General features: G+C 74.1%; 17 protein-coding genes. 9 read left to right on the top strand and 8 right to left on the bottom strand.

The genetic code is table 11. From position 1 onward, the window contains the following. Positions 1–62 precede the first annotated feature (62 nt). Entirely contained in the window at positions 63–668 is a 606-nt protein-coding gene (locus tag DKT68_RS29625) for a class I SAM-dependent methyltransferase (RefSeq protein WP_109820671.1), read from the top strand. Between the two features lie 18 nt (positions 669–686). Here the strand turns inward: DKT68_RS29625 and eccB are convergent, their stop codons facing one another. Then, the gene (gene eccB / locus DKT68_RS29620) at positions 687–2,072 is read right to left on the bottom strand and encodes a type VII secretion protein EccB (protein WP_109820670.1); all 1,386 of its coding nucleotides are present in this window, start codon (positions 2,070–2,072) and stop codon (positions 687–689) included. Between the two features lie 128 nt (positions 2,073–2,200). On the opposite strand from eccB, the gene DKT68_RS29615 reads away from it, so the two are divergent. Both DKT68_RS29615 and DKT68_RS31645 read left to right on the top strand, forming a co-directional pair. Further along, positions 2,201–2,920, top strand: coding sequence for a polyamine aminopropyltransferase (locus DKT68_RS29615; protein ID WP_109820669.1), 720 nt, complete (start codon positions 2,201–2,203; stop codon positions 2,918–2,920). 184 nt (positions 2,921–3,104) lie between these two features. Continuing rightward, positions 3,105–3,281 carry a hypothetical protein gene (locus DKT68_RS31645; RefSeq protein ID WP_201749241.1) on the top strand — a complete coding sequence of 59 codons (177 nt, stop codon included), beginning with the start codon at positions 3,105–3,107 and terminating at the stop codon, positions 3,279–3,281. Between the two features lie 12 nt (positions 3,282–3,293). Here the strand turns inward: DKT68_RS31645 and DKT68_RS29605 are convergent, their stop codons facing one another. Continuing rightward, on the bottom strand, positions 3,294–5,108 hold the full coding sequence (locus tag DKT68_RS29605; protein ID WP_109820667.1) for an acyl-CoA dehydrogenase: 1,815 nt from the start codon (positions 5,106–5,108) through the stop codon (positions 3,294–3,296). A gap of 222 nt (positions 5,109–5,330) precedes the next feature. Between DKT68_RS29605 and DKT68_RS29600 the strand changes: the two genes are divergently transcribed. The 4 genes from DKT68_RS29600 to DKT68_RS29585 all read left to right on the top strand — a co-directional run bounded on the left by DKT68_RS29600 (position 5,331) and on the right by DKT68_RS29585 (position 8,101). Continuing rightward, positions 5,331–5,753 (top strand): MmcQ/YjbR family DNA-binding protein, encoded by a 423-nt coding sequence (locus DKT68_RS29600; protein WP_109820666.1) that lies wholly within the window; start codon positions 5,331–5,333, stop codon positions 5,751–5,753. Positions 5,754–5,877: 124 nt separating this feature from the next. Further along, positions 5,878–6,909, top strand: coding sequence for a major royal jelly family protein (locus DKT68_RS29595; RefSeq protein WP_236647138.1), 1,032 nt, complete (start codon positions 5,878–5,880; stop codon positions 6,907–6,909). A 56-nt stretch (positions 6,910–6,965) separates the two neighbouring features. Beyond that, positions 6,966–7,346, top strand: coding sequence for a VOC family protein (locus tag DKT68_RS29590; RefSeq protein ID WP_109820664.1), 381 nt, complete (start codon positions 6,966–6,968; stop codon positions 7,344–7,346). A 59-nt stretch (positions 7,347–7,405) separates the two neighbouring features. Next, complete coding sequence (locus DKT68_RS29585; protein WP_109820663.1) at positions 7,406–8,101, top strand: alpha/beta hydrolase; 696 nt, start codon at positions 7,406–7,408, stop codon at positions 8,099–8,101. A gap of 18 nt (positions 8,102–8,119) precedes the next feature. Here DKT68_RS29585 and DKT68_RS29580 read toward each other — a convergent pair whose 3' ends face one another. The 3 genes from DKT68_RS29580 to DKT68_RS29570 are packed head-to-tail and all read right to left on the bottom strand — an operon-like array spanning position 8,120 to position 11,596. Next, positions 8,120–9,376, bottom strand: coding sequence for an MFS transporter (locus DKT68_RS29580; RefSeq protein ID WP_109820662.1), 1,257 nt, complete (start codon positions 9,374–9,376; stop codon positions 8,120–8,122). Beyond that, on the bottom strand, positions 9,373–9,969 hold the full coding sequence (locus tag DKT68_RS29575; protein ID WP_109820661.1) for an ArsR/SmtB family transcription factor: 597 nt from the start codon (positions 9,967–9,969) through the stop codon (positions 9,373–9,375). The genes DKT68_RS29580 and DKT68_RS29575 overlap by 4 nt, the downstream gene beginning before the upstream one ends. Positions 9,970–10,018: 49 nt before the next feature. Beyond that, complete coding sequence (locus DKT68_RS29570; RefSeq protein ID WP_109820660.1) at positions 10,019–11,596, bottom strand: LLM class flavin-dependent oxidoreductase; 1,578 nt, start codon at positions 11,594–11,596, stop codon at positions 10,019–10,021. Positions 11,597–11,709: 113 nt separating this feature from the next. Here DKT68_RS29570 and DKT68_RS29565 point away from each other — a divergent pair, with 113 nt between their 5' ends. Continuing rightward, positions 11,710–12,315 (top strand): MarR family winged helix-turn-helix transcriptional regulator, encoded by a 606-nt coding sequence (locus DKT68_RS29565; protein WP_109820659.1) that lies wholly within the window; start codon positions 11,710–11,712, stop codon positions 12,313–12,315. 131 nt (positions 12,316–12,446) lie between these two features. Here the strand turns inward: DKT68_RS29565 and DKT68_RS29560 are convergent, their stop codons facing one another. Both DKT68_RS29560 and DKT68_RS29555 read right to left on the bottom strand, forming a co-directional pair. Further along, positions 12,447–13,955 (bottom strand): CehA/McbA family metallohydrolase domain-containing protein, encoded by a 1,509-nt coding sequence (locus DKT68_RS29560; protein WP_109820658.1) that lies wholly within the window; start codon positions 13,953–13,955, stop codon positions 12,447–12,449. A gap of 175 nt (positions 13,956–14,130) precedes the next feature. Next, positions 14,131–16,128 (bottom strand): Xaa-Pro dipeptidyl-peptidase, encoded by a 1,998-nt coding sequence (locus DKT68_RS29555; RefSeq protein WP_109820657.1) that lies wholly within the window; start codon positions 16,126–16,128, stop codon positions 14,131–14,133. A 181-nt stretch (positions 16,129–16,309) separates the two neighbouring features. On the opposite strand from DKT68_RS29555, the gene DKT68_RS29550 reads away from it, so the two are divergent. Then, on the top strand, positions 16,310–18,553 hold the full coding sequence (locus tag DKT68_RS29550) for a WD40/YVTN/BNR-like repeat-containing protein (RefSeq protein WP_201749240.1): 2,244 nt from the start codon (positions 16,310–16,312) through the stop codon (positions 18,551–18,553). A gap of 60 nt (positions 18,554–18,613) precedes the next feature. On the opposite strand, the gene DKT68_RS32285 is transcribed toward DKT68_RS29550, so the two are convergent. Then, a complete protein-coding gene (locus DKT68_RS32285; RefSeq protein ID WP_236647133.1) occupies positions 18,614–19,276 on the bottom strand; it encodes a hypothetical protein in 663 nt (220 codons plus the stop codon). Positions 19,277–19,590 lie beyond the last annotated feature (314 nt).

Here is a 19,590-nt window from a genome sequence, read left to right as displayed (position 1 = left end):
GCCCCGGCGGGCGGCGGCCGGGTGGCGCGGCGTGGTGCCGTTGGTACGGATACCGTGGCCCCATGGGCAACCCGACGCGCTGGGCGACCGACACCGGGCCTGAGCACTCGCAGTGGTACATCGACCGGTTCCGGAAGCTCGCCGCCGAGGGCGCCGACCTGGCCGGCGAGGCGCGGCTGGTGGACGCTCTCGTCCCGCCCGGCTCGCGGATCCTCGACGCCGGCAGCGGCACCGGCCGGGTGGGCGCGGCGCTGGCCCAGCGCGGGCACACCGTGGTCGGGGTGGACGCCGACCCCGCGCTGGTGGCCGCCGCCACCGCCGACCACCCCGGCCCACGCTGGCTCGTCGCCGACCTGGCCGAGCTGGACCTGCCGGCGCTCGACGAGGCAGAGCCGTTCGACGCGGCGGTGCTGGCCGGCAACGTGCTCGCCTTCGTCGCCGCCGGCACCGAGCCGGAGGTGCTGCGCCGGCTCGCCGGGCACCTGCGCCCGGACGGCGTGCTGGCCGTGGGCTTCGGCACCGAACGCGGTTACCCGCTGACCGCGTTCGACGCCGACGCGGTCGCCGCCGGGCTGCGCCTGGAGCACCGCTTCGCCACCTGGGACCTGCGCCCGTGGCGCGACGACGCGCCCTTCGCGGTCAGCATCCTGCGCCGCCCGGCCGCCTGACACCCGCAGCGCCCTTCGTCAGGCGGGGGCGGCGACGGCCCGGGCGGCGGCCGGGTCCAGGGTCGCGCCGGCCGGCACCAGGCTGACCAGGCCCGCCGGCAGCCGCAGGGGTCGCACGTCGCGGTAGCCGAGCATCGCGAGCACGTCCCGGTCGGCCAGCACGTACCGCCGGCCCAGGTCGGTGACCACGGAGACCGCGCCGCCGGACGCGCCGGGCGAAGCGGCGGCCTCGACCACCGCGCCGCGGCCCGGCTCCACCACCACGTGGTCGGCGGGCACGGCGCCGCCGGCCGGCGCGGTCCGCGGCACGGCGGCCAGGTCCGGCAGCGGTACGCCCCACCGCACCTCTCCCGCCCCACCGTCGTCGGCGACCCGGGTGCAGAACGCCGCGTCGTCGCCGGCCACGAGCCGGGGCGGGACCGGCGGCGGGGCCAGCGGACCCGTCGGGGCGAGATCGGGCACCGTGGGCAGCGCGGCGAACCGGCCCAACGTCATCGGTTCCGGCTCACCCTGCCCGGTGCGGGCCAGCAACAGCCCGGCCTGAAGCTCGGTGATCCCGGCCAGCCCGGCGTCGAGCGCCACCGCGTACTGCCGGCCACCGCCGGAGTTGCGCACCAGGTAGACCTGGCCGACGGTGGCGCCCGGCACCGCGGTGGCGCGCCGGCCCTGGTTGGGCAGGGCGAGCGGGGCCAGGTCGGCGCCGGCGGGCAGCGAGTTGAGCAGCGCGGGCGCCACGGGCACCGCCCGCGCCCGGGTCGTGGCCAGCGCCGCCAGCACCCGGCTGGGGTCGCGGATCAGGTAGCGCCGCTGGTGCCAGACCAGGTGCAGCCCGCCGTCGGGGTGGCGCAGCAGCAGCGCGTCGTCGCCGAGCGGCTGGCCACCGCCGGGCTCGGTGCCGATCAGCAGCGCGGACCGGGGCGCCTCGTCGTCGGCGCCGGCCGGCCTCGCCGAGCAGACCGTCCACGCCGCCGTGGCCAACCGACCCGGGGCGGGCAGCGAATCCGGCGCGTCGGCGATGCCCAGTGGCAGCCCGCGCGGAACACCGTCGATGGAGCGCCGGGAGACCAGCACGGTCTTCGACCGGTCGGCGCCGACGATCAGCAGCGCCGAGGCGTAGTTGAGCACCGGGTGCAGCTTCTGCTCGCGATAGACGAACCGCGCGCCGGACTCCTTCTCCACGATCACCGCGCCCGGGTCGCGCCAGCCGCTGCCGCCGCCGGCGAACAGCCCGTAGAGCGCGAAGCCGCCCAGCCCGATCGCCGCGACCAGGACGCTGGCCAGCCCGGCGCCGGCGAGCCGCCGGAACGGCGACTGCGCGGGATCGGTCTCCCACATCACCAGGGCGGCGACCGCCCGCTGGACGCTGAACTGGTAGGAGTGCAGCTGGTCCTGCCGCGACGGCATGAGATCCCTTCCCGCTCGATCGGCCGGGCACAGGATATGCGCTCCGTCGATGTCCCGCGGACCCTCCGTGGCGGGTGCCGGTCGGGCCGGTACCCTCCGGGGGACGAATCCGGCGGCGAGAGGGCACCGTGGGCGCGCGCTTCGAGGAACTGGCCTGGCGGGAGACCCCGATCGGCGCGATCAGCCTGCGCCGACGCCGGGACCCGGCGCTCGAGGTCGAGGTGTACGAGGTCAAGCTCGACGACGAGTACCTGATGTCCAGCCTCTTCCCGGTCGCGGAGATCGAGCTGGCACGGTTGGGCCTGGCCGAGGTCGTCGGTGACGCGCTCGACGTGGTGGTCGGCGGCCTCGGGCTGGGCTACACCGCGCGCGCCGCGCTGGACGACCCGCGGGTGCGGTCGCTGGTGGTGGTGGAGGCCATCGAGGACGTGATCGACTGGCACCGTCGGGGCCTGCTGCCGTTCGCGGCGGGGCTCGCCGAGGACACGCGGACCCGGTTCGCGCGGGCCGACTTCTTCGCGGCGGTGGCCGGCGACACCGGGTTCGACGCCGGGGCGCCGGGACGCCGGTTCGACGCCGTGCTGCTCGACGTCGACCACTCCCCGCGCAACGTCCTGCACCCCAGTCACGCCGGCTTGTACCAGCCGGCCGGGCTGCGTCGGCTGGCCGCCCTGCTGCGCCCGGAGGGCGTGTTCGCGCTCTGGTCGGACGACCCGCCGGACGCCGAGTTCACGGCGGCGCTCAGCGAGGTGTTCGCGACCGCGCGGTCGCACGTCGTGCCGTTCGCCAACCCGCTGACCGGCGGCCAGTCCGCCAACACCGTGTACGTCGCCCGCACCGCGAGCTGACCCGACCCGCCGCGCTCCGCTCACGCTGAGCCCGCCCCGCGCTGAGCCCCGGTCGCCGCGCTGAGCCCGCCGGGCCGCACCGGCGGGCGGCAGGCTCCTCGCGCCGACTGGGCATGGTGTCGCGCGGATCGGGAAGGTGACCCGGGGTCGCCGCACCCGGCGGGGCCGGTCACGGGAGGTCGACATGCGTGCCTTGCTCTGGGTCGTCGGGGTGGTCGCCGGCGTGCTGATCCTGCTCGGGCTGCTCCTCGAGGCGGTCCGCTGGCTGATCATCATCGGGTTGATCGCGCTGGTCGTGGTGATCGTGCTGGGCGTGGTCAAGGGGCGGCAGGCGATGAACCACCAGGCCAGGCGACGGTGAGGGCCGGCCGGTTCAGAACCAGTCGGCGCGCATCTCCAGCGTGGTCCGGTCCCGGCTGTCCAGCAGGTCGAACTGCGGGCCGGTGCGGGGCAGCTCGACGGTGAAGAAGTAGCGGGCGGCCTGCCGCTTGCCGGCGTGGAACGCGTCGCCGGCTCCCTCCGGCGGCAGCGCCAACAGCTGCTCCAGCCACATCCACGCGATCACGACGTGCCCGACCGCCTCCAGGTAGACGCTCGCGTTGGCCAGCGCGAGCACCGGGTCACCGTCGGCCCAGAGTCGGCGGGTGACCGCGATGATCCGGTCCACCGACGCGGCCAGCCGGTCGGCGAGCGCGGCGACCTCTCCCCCGGCCTGCCCGGCTCGGGCGACGGTCTCGCGGATCATCGAGGTCAGCAGGGTCAGGCCCGCGCCACCGTGCATGGTCATCTTGCGGCCCAGCAGGTCCAGCGCCTGGATGCCGTGGGTGCCCTCGTGGATCGGGTTGAGCCGGTTGTCCCGGTAGTGCTGCTCCACGTCGTGGTCTCGGGTGTAGCCGGCGCCGCCGAGCACCTGGATGGCCAGGTCGTTGGCCGTGAGGCACCACTGTGACGGCCAGCTCTTGGTGATCGGGGTGAGCACGTCCAGGAGCAGGTGCGCCCGCTCGCGATCGGCGTCGGCGGGGGCGGTCTTCTCCTCGTCGAGCAGCCGCGCGCAGTAGAGCACCAGGGCCAGCGCCCCCTCCACGTAGCTCTTCTGCGCCAGCAGCATCCGTCGTACGTCCGGGTGGTCGATGATCGGCACCTGCGGCGCGGCCGGGTCCTTGGCGCCGACCGGCCGGCCCTGCGGCCGTTCCCGGGCGTACGCCAGGCTCTTGAGGTAGCCGGTGTAGCCGAGCGCGGTGGCGCCGGCGCCCACGCCGATGCGGGCCTCGTTCATCATGTGGAACATCTGGGCCAGCCCCTGGTGCGGCGGGCCGACGAGGTGGCCCACCGCGCCGGGACGGCCGCCGGGCGCGTGGCCGCCGTCGCCGAAGCTGAGCAGGGTGTTGGTGGTGCCCCGGAAGCCCATCTTGTGGTTGAGCCCGACCAGCACCACGTCGTTGCGGTCGCCGAGCGAGCCGTCCGGCTCGACCAGCACCTTCGGCACGATGAACAGCGAGATCCCCTTCACCCCGGGCGGGCCGCCGGGGATCCGGGCGAGCACCAGGTGGACGATGTTCTCGGCCAGCTCGTGGTCGCCTCCGGAGATCCACATCTTGGTGCCTAAGAGCCGGTACGTGCCGTCCGGCTGCGGCTCGGCTCGGGTGGTGATGTCGGCCAGCGAGCTGCCCGCGTGCGGCTCGGACAGGCACATGGTGCCGAAGAACCGGCCCTCCAGCATGGGCCGCACGTAGGTGTCGACCTGCTCCGCGCTGCCGTGCGCCAGCAGCAGGTTGGCGTTGCCCAGGGTGAGGAACGGGTACGCCGAGGTGGAGACGTTGGCGGCCTGGATCCAGGTGAAGCAGGCGGCCGCGACGGCGTGCGGCAGTTGCAGGCCGCCGACCGAGGCGTCCAGCCCGGCGGTGAGCAGGCCGGTCTCGGCGAAGCTCTCCAGCGCCGCGCGGACCTCCGGGATCAGCCGCACCCGCTGCCCGTCGAAGGTGGGCTCGGCGAGGTCGGCGGCCCGGTTGTGCGGCGCGAACTGCTCGGTCGCGACCCGCTCGGCGAGGTCCAGGGCGTCGTCGAAGGTCTCCCGGGAGTGCTCGGCGTAGCGCGGGCGCTCGACCAGCTCGGACACCCGCAGCCAGTCGTGCAGCAGGAAGTCGAGGTCACGGCGGGAGAGCAGGGTGGACGGCACGGCACTCCTCATCGGGCAGCACGGGGCTCGGTGCGGGGCGCCAGCCCGCGTCGCCCCGGCCCATCCTGGCGGATCGGCGGAGCGCGCACCACCGGCGCCGGGTTCGACGGCGGCCGGCCAGCTGGTCTGTTGACGTCTGCCCCGGTCCGTCGTCAGACGTGCGGGCGCGGCGGCGCCGCGGCGGTCCGGCTGCATCGCGGGATCTGTCGTACCGGCGGACTAGGGTCGCTGACCGTGACCGAACCCGCCGACGTCCCGCCCGCGGTCCTCGACCGGCTGCGGCCGATCTGCCTCGGTCTGCCGGAGAGCTACGAGGAGCCGGCGTGGGTGGGCACCCGGTGGCGCATCCGCAGGCGGACCTTCGCCCACGTGCTCACCGTCGATCCCGACCACCAGGTCGCCCACGCGCGCGCCGCCGACGTGGACCGGCCGGCGTGCCTGCTGATCTTCCGGTCGCCGCCCGACGAGATCGCCGGGCTCGTGGCCAGCGGGCACCCCTTCTACAAGCCCGAGTGGGGCCCGACCGTGCTGGGCATGGTCGTGGCCGACGACACCGACTGGGACGAGGTCGGCGAGCTGCTCACCGAGAGCTACTGCCTGCTCGCCCCGAAGCGGCTCGCCGCCCTGGTCGACCGGCCCGGTCCCCCGCCCGACTGAGCGGCGACCGGCACGGGCCGCGGCCGCCGGGCGGGCGGTTTCGGGCGGCACGACCCGGGGATACGGCGCCCCGGATGGAGTCGAGACGCGCCGTTGGGCGGGTGAGGGGGGCGGATCTGTGACGATGCTGCCCACCGAGGAGGATCCCCGGCTGACGGCGGCGCTCGCCGAGGATCGGGTGTGCACGGGCGTGACGACCCTGCGGGGGCGGGTCTTCCTGAGCTACCCGTCGGCCGACCGCCCCGGGGTACGGGTCGCCGAGGCACTGCCGGACGGCCGCCGCACACCGTACCCGGATGCCGCGTGGAACCAGGCGGGCCAGCCGCCGGACAACGCCTTCGTCAACGTCAACGGGCTGCGTGGCGGCCCGGACGGCCGACTGTGGATCATCGACGCGGGCGCGCCGGGCGTCGGCACCTGGCAGGTGCCGGGCGGGGCCCGGCTGATCGTGGTCGACCCCGACGGCGACCGGGTGGACCGGGTCTACCACCTGGACTCGGCCGTGCATCCCACCAGCTTCGTCGACGACGTCCGGTTCCACGACGGGACCGGTTACCTCACCGACGCCGGTGCGCCGGGTCTCATCGTGCTCGACCTCGAATCGGGGCGGGCCCGGCGGGTGCTGGACGGGCATCCGAGCACGGTGGGCACTCCCCTGTCGGCCGACGGCCGGCCGCTGCGCGATCCTCAGGGCGGCGCGGTCCACATACACGCCGACCAGCTGGAGGTGTCCCCGGACGGCCGGTGGCTGTACTTCCAACCGGCCTCCGGCGGGATGTCCCGGATCGCCACCCGCTGGCTGGACGACCCGTCGGTGTCCGTGGACGAGCTGGCCCGGCGTGTCGAGCGGTGGTGTGACACGCCCAGCACCGGCGGTACGGCGATCGACGCCGCCGGCACCATCTACCTCAGCGACGTCGAACGGCGGCGTGTCCTGGCCCTGGCCACGGACCGGACCGTGCGCACTCTCGTCGCCGATCCCCGGCTGGTCTGGGTGGACGCGATGTGGATCGACGCCGACTCCCAGCTCTGGCTGCCGGCCGCCCAACTGCATCTGACCGCCGGGCTCAACGGCGGGCACGCGGCCGTCGACTACCCGGTCCGGATCTACCGGATGCCGGTCGACACCGGTCCGTCACCACTGGACCACACCTGACCGGGCAGGTGCCCGCCCGGTCGCGACACACCGGCTCCGTCGATATCCTGCGTCGCATGCACCGAAGCCGTGTCTGTGCCCTGCTGATCGACGCTCCGGAGGCGGAGGCAGGCCGGGCGGCGGAGTTCTGGTCGGCCGCGCTCGGCGTCAGCACCACGTCCGATCCGACGGAGCCGCAGTTCATCGGCCTGCACGGGGCGCTGCCCGGGCTGGTCACCGCGGTCCAGGCGGTCGACGACGCGCCACGCTTCCACCTCGACATCGAGAGCGACGACGTGGCGGCCGAGACCGAGCGGCTGATCGCGCTGGGCGCCACCGAGGTGTCGCGGTGGTTGGAGTGCCGGATCCTGCGGGTGCCCGGCGGGCACCTGGTCTGCGTTCTGCCCGTGTCCAGCCCGCCGGAGGTCTTCGCCGCGCAGGCCCGGACCTGGCCGTGACCCCCGCACCGCCCGCCCGGGCCGGCGGCGGTGTCACAGGGCCGGGCTAAGGTCCAGCCATGGCTGAGTTCGTACTGGTGGCGGGCGCGTGGTTGGGATCGTGGGCGTGGGACGAGGTGGTGCCGCCGCTGCGTGCGGCCGGCCACGGCGTCCACCCGTTGACCCTCTCCGGCCTCGCCGAGAAGCAGGGCGTGCCCGCTGGGCAGCAGACCCACGTGCAGGACGTCGTCGGTGAGATCGAGGGGCGCGACCTGCGCGACGTGGTGCTGGTCGGTCACAGCTACTCGGGCATCCCGGTGGGTCAGGCCGCCGAGCGGATCGGCGACCGGCTGACCCGGGTGGTCTTCGTCGACTCGGAGGTGCCGGTCGACGGTGGCTCGTTCGCGTCCGGCTGGTGGCAGGGCCCGGCGGCGCTGGAGTCGTTGATCGCCGACAACGGCGGCTACTGGCCGCCGCTCGACGCGGCCGATTTCGACGGCCAGGGGCTCACGGACGAGCAGGTCGCCCGGCTGGTCGAGGGCTCGACGCCGCATCCCGGCGCCACGCTGACCGAGCCGGCCGTGCTGACCCGCCCGCTCGGCGAGCTGCCGGCCACGTACGTCAAGTGCCTGCTCGACGGGCCCGAGCCCAACGACACCGTGGCGAAGCTGCTCACCAGCGAGCACTGGCGGCTGGTCACCATGAGCACCGGGCACTGGCCGATGCTCTCCCAGCCCGCCGAGCTGGCCCGGCTGCTGCTCGCGGCAGCCACCTGATCCCCAACGGCGGCGGGGTCAGGTCACCGGCTCGTCGAGGGTGGCGATGTGGCGCACCGGCGACGCGAGCAACCAGAACACGGCGAGCGTGCCGCCCAGGCCGGCGACGACCAGTGTCGGCCGAAGCCCGATGGTGGTGCCCAGCGCGCCGCCGACCAGCGCGCCGAGGGGCCGGATCCCGTAGTTGATGGCGCTGTACGCACCGGCCCGGCGGCCCCGCGCGTCGTCGGGCGTGACCGCCGTGAGCAGGGCGTTCAGGTTGACGTCCATCAGCATGACCCCGACGCTGGAGACCACCTCGATGGCCGCCAGCATGGCCACCTTCGTCCAGGTCGGGCCGGTCACCAGCGCCGTCAGCGCCAGCGGCGCCGGAAAGAGCACGACGCCGATCATCGCGGTGCGGCCCAACCCGATGGCGCGGGAGACCCGGGGCGCCAGCGCCGCGCCGGCGAGCCCGCCGAGCGCGCCGGCGCCGAACGCGATGCCGATGGCGCCGGCGGACAGGTCGAGCTCGCGGCTGGCGTACAGCACCAGCAGCGCGGTGGCGATGAAGGTGAAGAAGTTGACGGTGCTGGTGCAGCCGAGCGCGGCGCGCAGCACCGGGTGGCGCAGCACCAGCACGAGCCCTTCGCGGACCAGGCCGAGGGCGGACGACCGCCGCGGCGGGGGAGGCGTCTCGGTGACCGGGATGCGGCGGATCAGCAGCGCGGAGACGAGGAACGACAGGGCGTCGACGACGACCGCGACGGGCGCGGTCAACGCCTGGACCAGGCCCCCGCCGACGGCCGGGCCGGCCACGAACGAGACCGCACGGCTCATGCTCAGCTTGCTGGTCGCGTCGATGTAGGCCGACGGCGGCACCAGGGCCACGAAGAACGCCTGGCGCGCCATGGCGAACAGCACCGCCCCGGTGCCGGCGAGCAACGCCACCAGGTAGAGCTGGGCGAGGGTGACCACGCCGAACAGGTACGCCACCGGCAGGCTGAGCAGCACCGCGGCGCGGACCAGGTCCGCGATGATCAGGAGCCGGCGCTTGTGGGTGCGCTGGTCCACCCACGCGCCGAGGAACAGCCCCAGCAGGTTGGGCAGCCAGATCAGCGCGGTGAGGATGCTGACCTGCGCGGGCGTCGCGGCGAGCAGCGAGACGGCGATCAGCGGCAGGGCCAGTTCGCTGATCCGGTCGCCGAACTGGGAGACCGTCTCGCCGATCCAGAAGGTGCGGAACCGCCGGTCCCGATGCAGGGCCGGCGGGGGCGCGGTGCCGACGGTGGTCACGACGCGGCCGGTTCGTCGCCGGGCTGGGGCAGCAGGTAGCGCAGCATCTGGACGACCTGCGCGCCGGGTGGTGGGGTGGCCTCGTCCTTGCGCCGCACGTACGGGGCGAGCAGCTCCTCCATCGCGTCCTCGAGCTGCCGCAGCTCCTCGGCGGTGGCCACGAACCGGGTGGCGGCGACTCCGGCCAGCCCGCGCCACTCGGCGTCGAGCCGGGGTTCGTCGTGCAGCAGCCACTGCTGCGGCGCCTCGGCGTACCGGGCGAACATCTCGCCGCGCAGCTGGCGGCCGGCGGCCTGCCCCTCGGCGTCGTCCGGCAGGCTGAAGCGGAAGCCACGGGCGGCCGCCTGCCACCAGCGTTCCCGCCTGCTGGTGGCACCGTCCCAGTCGGTGACCAGCCCGAATGTCGCGAGGTGCCGCAGGTGCCAGCTGACCACCGAGGGCGTGGCGCCGACGTGTGGGGAGAGCCCGGTGGCGGTGGCCGGGCCGTGCTGCTGGAGGCGGTCGAGGATGGCGAGCCGGACCGGGTGGGCCAGCGCCCGCAGCGCCTGCGGCTCGGTGATCTCGAAATCTCCGTACGGATTCTTGAGAGGCATGTTTCGAAAGTAGTCTCTCAGGTTGTCCGGGGCAACCCGGGCCGCTCCGTCAGCTCACCCCCAGCCGGGCCAACGGCTCCACCAGCTCGCGCTCCTCGTAGCTGAGGTGGGACAGCAGGGCGTCGGTCAGCAGGTTCACCGCGGCGCGCAGCTCGGCCAACCCGTCCGGCGCCCCGACGTAGGCGACCAGGGCCCGGTCGACGCCCTCCAGGACGTCGTGGATGACGTGGTGCTCCTGCTCCAGCCGGTCGACGACCGGGCGGAGCCGTGGGTCGGCCTGCCGCAGCCGCGGAAAGAGCGCCTGGTCCTCGATCGTGTGGTGGGTGGTGACGATGCGGCAGTAGGACTCGCAGTAGGCGCCCAGCGTCCAGCGGTTCTGCCGCATGGTCATCGTGTTGATGTGCGACCGGGCCGTGCCGGCGTCGATCTCACCGGCCGCGACCTGCTCGATCAGGTCGTGGATCTGGGCCAACTCGCCGCGCAGGCCGTCGTGCACCTGCACCAGGTGCTGACCGGTCGCCTGCTCGTGGGGGGTGTAGGTGCGCGACGGGTCGGGCGCGGGCCCGGTCGGTCGGGCCGACTCGTCCCAGACGCGCTGGTCGCTGAGCCGCCGCCCGTCGTCCGGGGTCGGCACCACGGCGAAGGCGCCGCCGGTCACGGTCGCGCGGGCCGGCCGCGCCGGGGGCGTGACGACCACCGGCGACACCGGGGCGGGCGCGGTCTCCGGCTCCGTGCCTCGCTCGCGCTCGGTGGCGACCAGCTCGCGGACGGCGGGCGCCACCTCGCCGGCGAACCGGCGCAGGTCGTCGGGGTCGTCGCTGGCGAGGATGAAGGCGCTGACGCCGTCGCCGAGCGCGAGTTCGGCCAGCTCCCGCACCCACTGCTCGGCGGGCCCGTGCAGCGGGCCGCGCCCCGCCGACGCGAACTGGCCGGAGATGTTGAGCAGCCGGCGGACGTCGCGGGGCGAGCGGCCGGCCCGCCGTGCGGCGTCGTCGACCATCTCGTTGCCCTTGGCCAGGTCGCCGGGCTGAAGGTAGCCCAGCGAGGGCAGCCACCCGTCGGCCCGTCGACCGGTGAGCTCCAGCATCCGTGGCTTGTACGCGCCGAGCCAGATCGGCACCTCGTGCGCGGGGGCCGGGCCGCGTTTGGCGCCGACGACCCGGTGGAACTCGCCGTCGACCCGCACTCCCCCGCGCGCCTCGGCGTCCCAGAGCTGGCGGATGATTTCGATGGCCTCCTCCAGCGCCCGCACGCCCTGCCCGGGGGTCAGCCGCCGGCCGCCCATCGCCTCGATGGCCTCCCAGAACGCCCCCGCGCCGAGACCGAGCCCGACCCGGCCGCCGCTGAGCAGGTCCAGGCTGGCGACGCTGCGGGCCAGCACGGCCGGCGGGCGCAGCGGCAGGTTGGTGACGTTCGCCGACAGCTGCACCCGGTCGGTCCGCGCGGCGACGTAGCTCAGCAGCGTCCAGGTGTCGAGGAACCTCGGCTGGTACGGGTGGTCCTGGAAGGTGACCAGGTCCAGCCCGACCTGCTCGGCCAGGACGGCGAGGCCGACGGCGCGCTCCGGATCGTCACTGCCCGGGGTGGTGAACGATCCGAAGAGCAGGTCGTGGCCGTAGTCGCTCATCTGCGAGCCTCCCGTTTCCCGCGACGCTCGGACGATGCGCCGCAACCTCAACCCTATGTCACACAGAACATCTTCTGCCAACAAGGTCTGTGCCGCTGCGCTACTGTCGGCGTATGACGACGGGTGCCAGTGAGGTGCGGGACCGGCCCGATCCGCTCGACGAGGACCTGGGCTGGATGCTCGGGATCGTCTTCCGTGGCTACGTACGGGCGGCCGAGCACGCGCTCACCGACTTCCCCGGCGGTCCACGCGGCTACCAGGTGCTCACCGCCGCGATCACCGCGCCGGCCCGGAACCAGGGCGCGATCGCCGAGGAACTCGGCATCGACCGCACCGTGCTCACGTACGTCATCGACGACCTGGAAGGCCCCGGGTACGTCGCCCGTCGGGCGGACCCGGCCGACCGGCGCAGCCGGCTGGTGGACGTCACCGACGCCGGCCGCACGGCGTGGGAGCAGCGACGGCGGGCGCTGCGGCAGGTCGAGTCACACCTGCTGGGGGCGCTCGCGCCGGCCGAGTCGGCCACGCTGCGGGCCCTGCTCCAGCGTGTCGCCTGTTCGGCCCAGGCGGTCGACCCGCTGCGCGACCTCTGCGAGGTGGTCGCGCAGGTGCGGCCCGACCCGGCACCGCCCGCGCCCGGTCGCGGTGGGTCGGGGTCGGCGTCCGAGCCGGGCCGGAGGGCGCCCGCCGCCCGTGCCCGCCGTCGCCACAGCGACTGATCCCGAGCGCCGGCCACCCCCGAGTACGCGGTCCGCCGGCACGGCCCGACCTGGTGGGTCGAGCCGTGCCGGCGGAGCCGCGGCCACGGGTCAGCGCACGCGCACTGACGCGGCGTCGCTACCGCACTCGATCAGCGCACGTGCACGAACACCGGGTTCGAGTAGAACCACAGGTCGTCCCACGGGCTCTCCAGCCCGTCGGCGAGCGGCTCGCCCTCGTCGGTGCTGGTGCCCCGGACCCGCGCGTAGGTGTCGGCCTCGACGTTGCGCAGGGTGTGCCGGATGACGTGGTCCGCACCCTGCCGGCGCCAGTCACGCGGACCGAACCGCGCGACCACCTTGGTGGTGGGGTTGGTGTCGGCGTCCGGGTTGGCGCTCGGCCCGGTGATCTGGCCGACGATGAGGTCGACGCGGCGGACCTCGGGACGGTCACCGTTGGCGTTCACGCCGTCCAGCGGACGGAACCGGATCTCGATCTCGACATCGGTGCGGCTGCGGCGGCTGACCGTGACGGTCTCGCCCACCTCGGCCGTCCGGCCCTGCGAGCTGGCGGTGACGTCGAGACTGCGGATCAGGTCGCCGGTGGTGACCCAGATCCGGCCGTTGCGCAGACCGTCCATGATGTCGCCGTAGTCCTGGCGGGCGTGCACGTAGGTCTTGCTGTACTCACCCGGCCAGAAGTCCGAGCCGCCGCGGGTCCAGTGCACGTGCGAGTCCGACGTCGCGGTGATCCACCAGCGCCGGCCCTCGCCGAGCAGCGAGTCCCACAGCCCGCCGACCCGCGCGGTCATCTGGTCGAAGCCGCCGTAGGTGGGGTGGTTGCCGTACCCGCCCCGCTTGCCGCCGTTGAGCGGACCCGCCTGGTGGCCGGGCGCGCCCTCGAAGCCGACGTAGACGTCCGGCGCGGCGTTGTTGCCGTTGCGGAACTCCCGCGGGGTGTCCTGGCCGTACACGCCGAGCCCGGTCGCCGAGCGCGACGTGTGGTGGGCGATCACCAGTGGCTTGTGCGGCATTCCCCGGGCGACCTTGAGGAACTCCACCATCCTGGCCTCGGTGTCCCGGGCCGGGTCGGTGGGGAACGCGTCGTACTTGGCGAACCTGCTCTCCAGCTCGAACAGCTGCTTCGCCTCATCGTCGTGACGGGGAATCATCAGCGTGTGGTGGTCCAGCGACGGCGCGTCGAACTCCATGCCCCAGAACTGGAGCACCTCGGGCACGAGCTTGCGCGAGCGCAGCAGGTCGGGGTACGCCTGCTCGATGTTCACCTTCGAGTGGGTCGGTCCACCGTGGTCGGTGCACATCGCCCAGCTCAGGCCGAAGTTCTTGGCCATGATGGCGTTGGTGACGATGGGGTAGACCGCGTCCGCGCCCTTGTGGAAGACCGGCGGGGTCTTCGTGGTGTCGAACTCGCCGCTGTACTCGGAGTGGACGTGGTGGTCACCGGCACGCCACGCGCGGTTCCTCGACTCACCCCGGTCGCTCCTGTCGTCGCCGGGCTTGCGCTCCTCCTCGGCCCACGCCGCGCCGCTGCCCACCAGCGGGCTGGCCGCGGCCAGCGTCGCGCCGACGCCCGCGTACTTGACCAGCTTGCGCCGCGACAGCTGCGCGCGCTCGGTCTCTTCGGGTTGCCTGTCCCTCACCTGGGAGCCTCTCCTCGATCAGCGAATGCTCTGTCGATCAAGAAGCCTCGGAGAGGACCGTGAACGGCCGCTGTACGCGACACGGGGCCACGATGAACACCCACCACAGGGTGGGGCCGCCACCCACGGGAGCTGGCGGCCCCGCCAGCGCGGCGAACCGCACCGGGTCACCCGGTCAGGGCACCTGCCGGGTGTCGCGCGCGGTCCGGGCGGCCGACGGGTCGGCCGGCGCGGTCACCACCCGCGGCGCGACGTCCACCGAAGGCAGCCCGGCCCGGCCGGTGAGCGGGAGGATCAGCTCGCTGCGGCCCAGGTCGACCCGGACGGTCGCGTCGCGGTCGTCGGTCTCGGTGAACTCCGGGTCGCTCTGACCGAGCACCAGGCCGAGCACGTGGCCGGCGGGCAGCACCGCGTCGTACGCGTTCAGCGGCACGGTCACCGTGTACCAGCGGTCCGGCCGCAGCGGGGTGGCGAACCGCAGCGAACGGTGGTGCGCCGCGTCGAGCCAACCCCGGGTCAGCACGGCGTGGTCGGAGACCGCGGTGATCTCCTCGGTGTCCCGGTAGCAGGCGTCGTCGGCGTCCGTCGATGCTCCCCAGCAGGACTCGGTGGTCAGCGTCCGCACCCCCTCCGAGCTGTCGTACCGGATCCGCTCGGCGGTGCCGTAGTCGACCAGCCGCGCGGTCAGCTCGGTGGTGGGCCGGTCCACCCGGATCCGCAGGCGCACGGACGGGCTGCCGGAGATCCGCAGCGGCGCGCTGAGGGCGCCGGAGAGGAAGACCAACCGGCCGGCGGTCGCGGTGCTCGGCTCGGCGACCAGCTCCGCCTCGGTCAGCGACTCGTCGACGTACGCCTGCTCGCGGCCCGGACGCGCCCCGCGCCCACCGAGAGTGCCGGTCACGCCGTCGCCGGCGCCGAGGGCGACCCGCACCGACCGGGTGCCGGGCGCCGGCCAGTCGCGCTGCGTCGTCCACGTCCCCGGAGCGGTCTCCAGGTCGACCCGCGGCTCGTCCATGACCCCGTTGCGCAGCCCCTGCAACCAGTAGTCGAACCAGCGGTGCAGCGAGTCCACCCACTCGGCGCGCCGGACGTCGAACGGGTCCTCGTGGCCGGCCTGGTAGAGCCAGAGCTTGCGCGGCACGCCCTGCTCGGCCAACTCCTGCCACCAGCGGGCGAACTGGTTGGTCGTGACGTTCAGGTCGTTGACGCCGTGCGCCACGAACACGCTCGCCCGCACCCGGCCGGCGGCGGGCCGGTAGTCGCGTTGCGCCCAGAAGCCGTTGTAGTCGCCGGTCTCCTCGGCGCTGTCCGCGCGCAGCCGGGCCAGCTCCTCAGCGCAGGCCCCGTCCGTGCGGCCGTTGACGTACGAGTGCAGGTAGCCGGGATAGTCGGAGGACCGCAGCACCCCCTGGTAGCGCATGTAGTCGTACCAGCTGGAGATCGCCGAGATCGGCACGATGGTCGCCAGCCCCGGCACGCCGGTGGCGGCGACCCCGTTGGCGACCGAGCCGTCCCACGACTTGCCGATCATGCCGACGCGCCCGGTGCTCCACGCCGCGCTGACCGGCCGGCCGTCGGCCGTGAACGCGCGGGCCCGCCCGTTGAGCCAGTCCACGACGGCCTTGGCGCTGCCCACCTCCGCCGGGCCGCCGACGTCCTCACAGCCGGTGGAGCGGGCGGTGCCGGCGAGGTCCACCGCGGCGAACGCGTAGCCACGCGGGACGAAGTAGTTGTCGTAGAAGAGCGGGGCCTTCGCGATCACACCGGCCGCGTCGTACGTCTTGCGCTCGCTCTCGTTGCCCCGCCCGCAGCAGTGGTAGTAGGGCGAGGCGTCCATGATGACCGGCACCCGGACCCCCGCGGCGGCCGCCTCCCGGGGCCGGACCATGTCCACCGCCACCCGGTCCCGCACGCCGTCGCCGTCGCTGTCGGCCCGGGTCTCCACCCAGACGCTCTCCCGGATCGCGTCCGCGTAGGAGTAGACGGGGACGGTCTTGTCGCCGACGACGTGTGGGGGTGTCGGACGGTGCGACGCCGCCGCTTCGGCCGCCTCCGGGGCGGCGGTTGCCGGTGAGGCGGGCGCGGGCGCGGCGGGCAACGCCGCGAGCAGCAGGCCGGCCAGGACGGCGGCGACCCGGGCGCGGGTGCGGGCGGTCGACTGTGCGGACGACATCGGTGTCCTCCCCAGGGGTACGGCGCGTGGATCACATTCCATCGCATCGATGTCACTCTTGCCTAGTGCCCGCGCCGATCCCGTCGCCGAACGTTCGGCCCCGGGGGGTTGCCGATCGACACCCGTCTTCGTAATGTTCGCGGAGACCGGCCGTCCTCCCTCCACCGTCGAAGGGACCGCCATGGCGCGACGACCCACCCTCTGCCTGGCCCTCGTCGCGGCGCTGCTCGGCGGCGTCGCACAGGTGCCCACCGCCGCCGGGGCGGTCCCGCCCCGCCCCGAGGACGAGTACCGCCCGGTGCGCGGCCCGTCGGCCCCCGCCGAGTTCCGCTACCTGCAGAAGACCGTGCCCGGTGTGGCGCTGCCCCGGCACGCCTACGACACCGCCGCGCGGGCCGCCGCCCGACTGCCCGCCGTGGGCGGCAGGTGGAGTGCGGTCGGCCCGACGAACATCGGCGGTCGCATCACCTCGCTGGCCCTCGACCCGACGCGAGCCGACACCGTGTACGCCGCGGCGGCCAGCGGCGGGGTGTGGGTCAGCCGGGACGCCGGCCAACGCTTCGAGCCGGCCTGGCCGGACGGCTGGACGCAGGCGATGGGCGCGGTGGCCACCGGCCCGGACGGCACGCTCTACGCCGGCACGGGCGAGGTCAACCCGGGCGGCGGCAGCATCACCTACGAGGGCACCGGCCTGTACGCCTCCCGCGACGGCGGGCGCACCTGGCGCTTCCTCGGCCTGCGCGACTCGGGCGCGATCGGCGCCATCACGGTCGATCCGGCGGACCCGAGGCGGATCTTCGTGGCCGCGGCCGGCTCGCTCTACAACGGCGGTGGCGACCGGGGCGTGTACCGCTCGACCGACGGCGGCGCGACCTGGGCGCGGGTGCTGGCCGGGGCGAACGAGTTCACCGGGGCGACGGAGGTGCTGCTCGACCCTCGTGATCCCGGCCGGCTCTACGCCGTGCTCTGGGACCACCGCCGGGTGCCGGACCTGCGCACCTACGGCGGGGTGGGCTCCGGGGTGTACCGCTCGACCGACGGCGGCGCGAGCTGGCAGCGGCTGGCCGGTGGGCTGCCGGCGGCCGGGCCGGACGTGGGCCGGATCGGTCTCGGCCAGTCCGCCTCCGACCCGGACCGGCTCTACGCGATCGTCAACTCGACGGCGGGGCCGTTCGCCGGCTTCTACGGCAGCACCGACGGCGGCGACGCCTGGACCCGGCTGCCGGACACCCCCGACCTGACCGCCTCCCAGTCCACCTTCGGCTGGTGGTTCGGCAAGGTCTGGGTCGACCCGGACGAGCCGCTGCACGTGCACGTCGCGGGGGTGCCGCTGTTGACCACGAAGGACGGTGGGCAGAGCTGGACGGCCGACTCGACCTCCACGCACGTCGACCACCACGCCATGATCTGGGACCGGCGGTACCCGCAGCGGGTCTACCTCGGCAACGACGGGGGCACGTACCGCTCGGACGCCGACGGCGACGGCGGCTGGGTGAAGGCGACCCACGAGCCGTACACCCAGTTCTACAGCGTGGCGACCACGCCGCAGGATCCGGACCGGATCTCCGGCGGCACCCAGGACAACGGCTCCCTCCGGTCGTGGGGCGGGCCGGCGTTCAACGAGTACCTGGGCGGGGACGGTGAGGAGAACCAGATCAACCCGCGGGACAAGGAGAACGTCTACGCCTGCTACCAGTACGGCAACTGCTTCTGGTCGGTCGACGGCGGCGACACCATGACCTACTTCGGCAACCGGGTCACCGGCGCCCGCCGCAACTGGTTCACCCCGGTGGTCTTCGACCCGCGCGACCCGTCGGTCATGTACTACGGCGCCAACGTGCTCAACCGCTCCACCGACGGGGGTCGGACCTGGACGGCGATCAGCGGCGACCTGACCGGCGGCCCGGGCCGCGATCCGATCTACACGAACTACGGCACGATCACCACGGTCGCCCCGGCCGGCGACGGCCGGACCATCTACGTGGGCACCGACGACGGCCGGGTCTGGGTGACCCGGGACCTCGGCGGCTCGTGGACCCTGCTGCTCTCCGGGCAGCCGTGGGTCACCCGGGTCGTGGTCGACCCGGCCCGCGCCGGCCGGGTGTACGTGACGCTGTCGGCGTACCGGTCGGGCTCGGACCGGCCGTACGTGCTGGGCTCGCTGGACGGCGGGCGGCACTTCGCCGACCTGAGTGGCACGCTGCCCCGGGCACCGGTCAACGACCTGGTGATCGGCCGGGGGCTCACCCTCTACGTCGCCACCGACCAGGGCGTCTTCGTGAGCCCAACCGGCGGGGCGATCTGGCTGCGACAGGGCCGGGGGCTCCCGATGGTCCCGGTCGACGACATCGAGTACGACGCGACGCACCAGCGCCTGGTGGCCGGCACCTTCGGCCGCGGCATCTACCAGGTCCGCGTCGGCTGAGCGCGCACCGTCTCCGCCGGTCGTCGAGGCGGCCGGCGGAGTCGGGCGACGGTGTCGTCGTCAGATGCGGGCGCGGGGCAGCCAGCCCAGGAACCGCTGCCGGGCACTGGGCAACGGCAGCGTGGGCAGGTCCTCGGCGGCGGCGACGAGGCAGGAGCCGAGGTAGACGGCCAGGGCGGCGCGGGCTCCACCGAACTCGGCGAGGAGTTGGCTCTGCTTGGTGGCGCAGGGCCAGTCGCGACCACATCCGGTGCAGGTCCAGGTCGGCGACCGGGGCAGGTGTTCCGGCAGCCGGGGCCGGCGGTAGCGGCCCACGACGCTGTTGTCCGACCGCACGTCGCGTCGCCCGGGCAGCGGACGGCCGTTGCGGGGCGCCGGTGGACGGGGAGTCGGCAGGTAGCGCCGGACGGTGCCGAGGAGCGCACCGACGCGGATGAGGGCGTCCGGCCCCACCTGGTGGGTCAGCAGCGCCGTCAGCAGGTGATGCCCCAGCAGGTCCAGGGAGTCCCGGTTCAGGCCGAGGTCCCGGCACAGGTCGACGAAGTCTGGTGTCGTGAGTGGCACCCGGTCGTCGAGAGCCCGGCGCAGCACCTCGCGCAACGCCTCTGCGAAGGCCTCCAGCGCGTCCGCCTCGCCCAGCGCCAGGCTGTCCTCGCCCGCCACCCGCGCCAGCGTCTCCCCCACGACCAGCCGAACGACACGATCGGATCCGGTACTGTCCAACGGTCCCCCCTACGTGGCCGGTTGCCCGGCATCGGCCCCCGGCGGCCCTTCGGCGGCCCGGGGAATCGTGACCAGAATTCCGCCGTGCAAACTGCACGGCTAGGACAGCGGACGCAGGATCGCCCGGCGTGGTAGCCGGAAAGCGAAGTCGACGACCGGACACATCGGAGCGAGCGCCGAACTGCGGTTTGTTCTAGGGTGGAATTCCCATCATTGGCTATTGCCATAGTGGGGGACCAAAGAACAGCCCCACCGGTCGCCACCGTCCCGCTCGCGACGTTCCACCTCAGCCCCACGTCTCACCACCCCGGACA

This window comes from Micromonospora acroterricola (assembly GCF_003172955.1).
GTDB lineage: Bacteria > Actinomycetota > Actinomycetes > Mycobacteriales > Micromonosporaceae > Micromonospora > Micromonospora acroterricola.
Note: the sequence above shows the minus strand (reverse complement) of the source record. Positions and strands in the feature narration are given on the sequence as shown.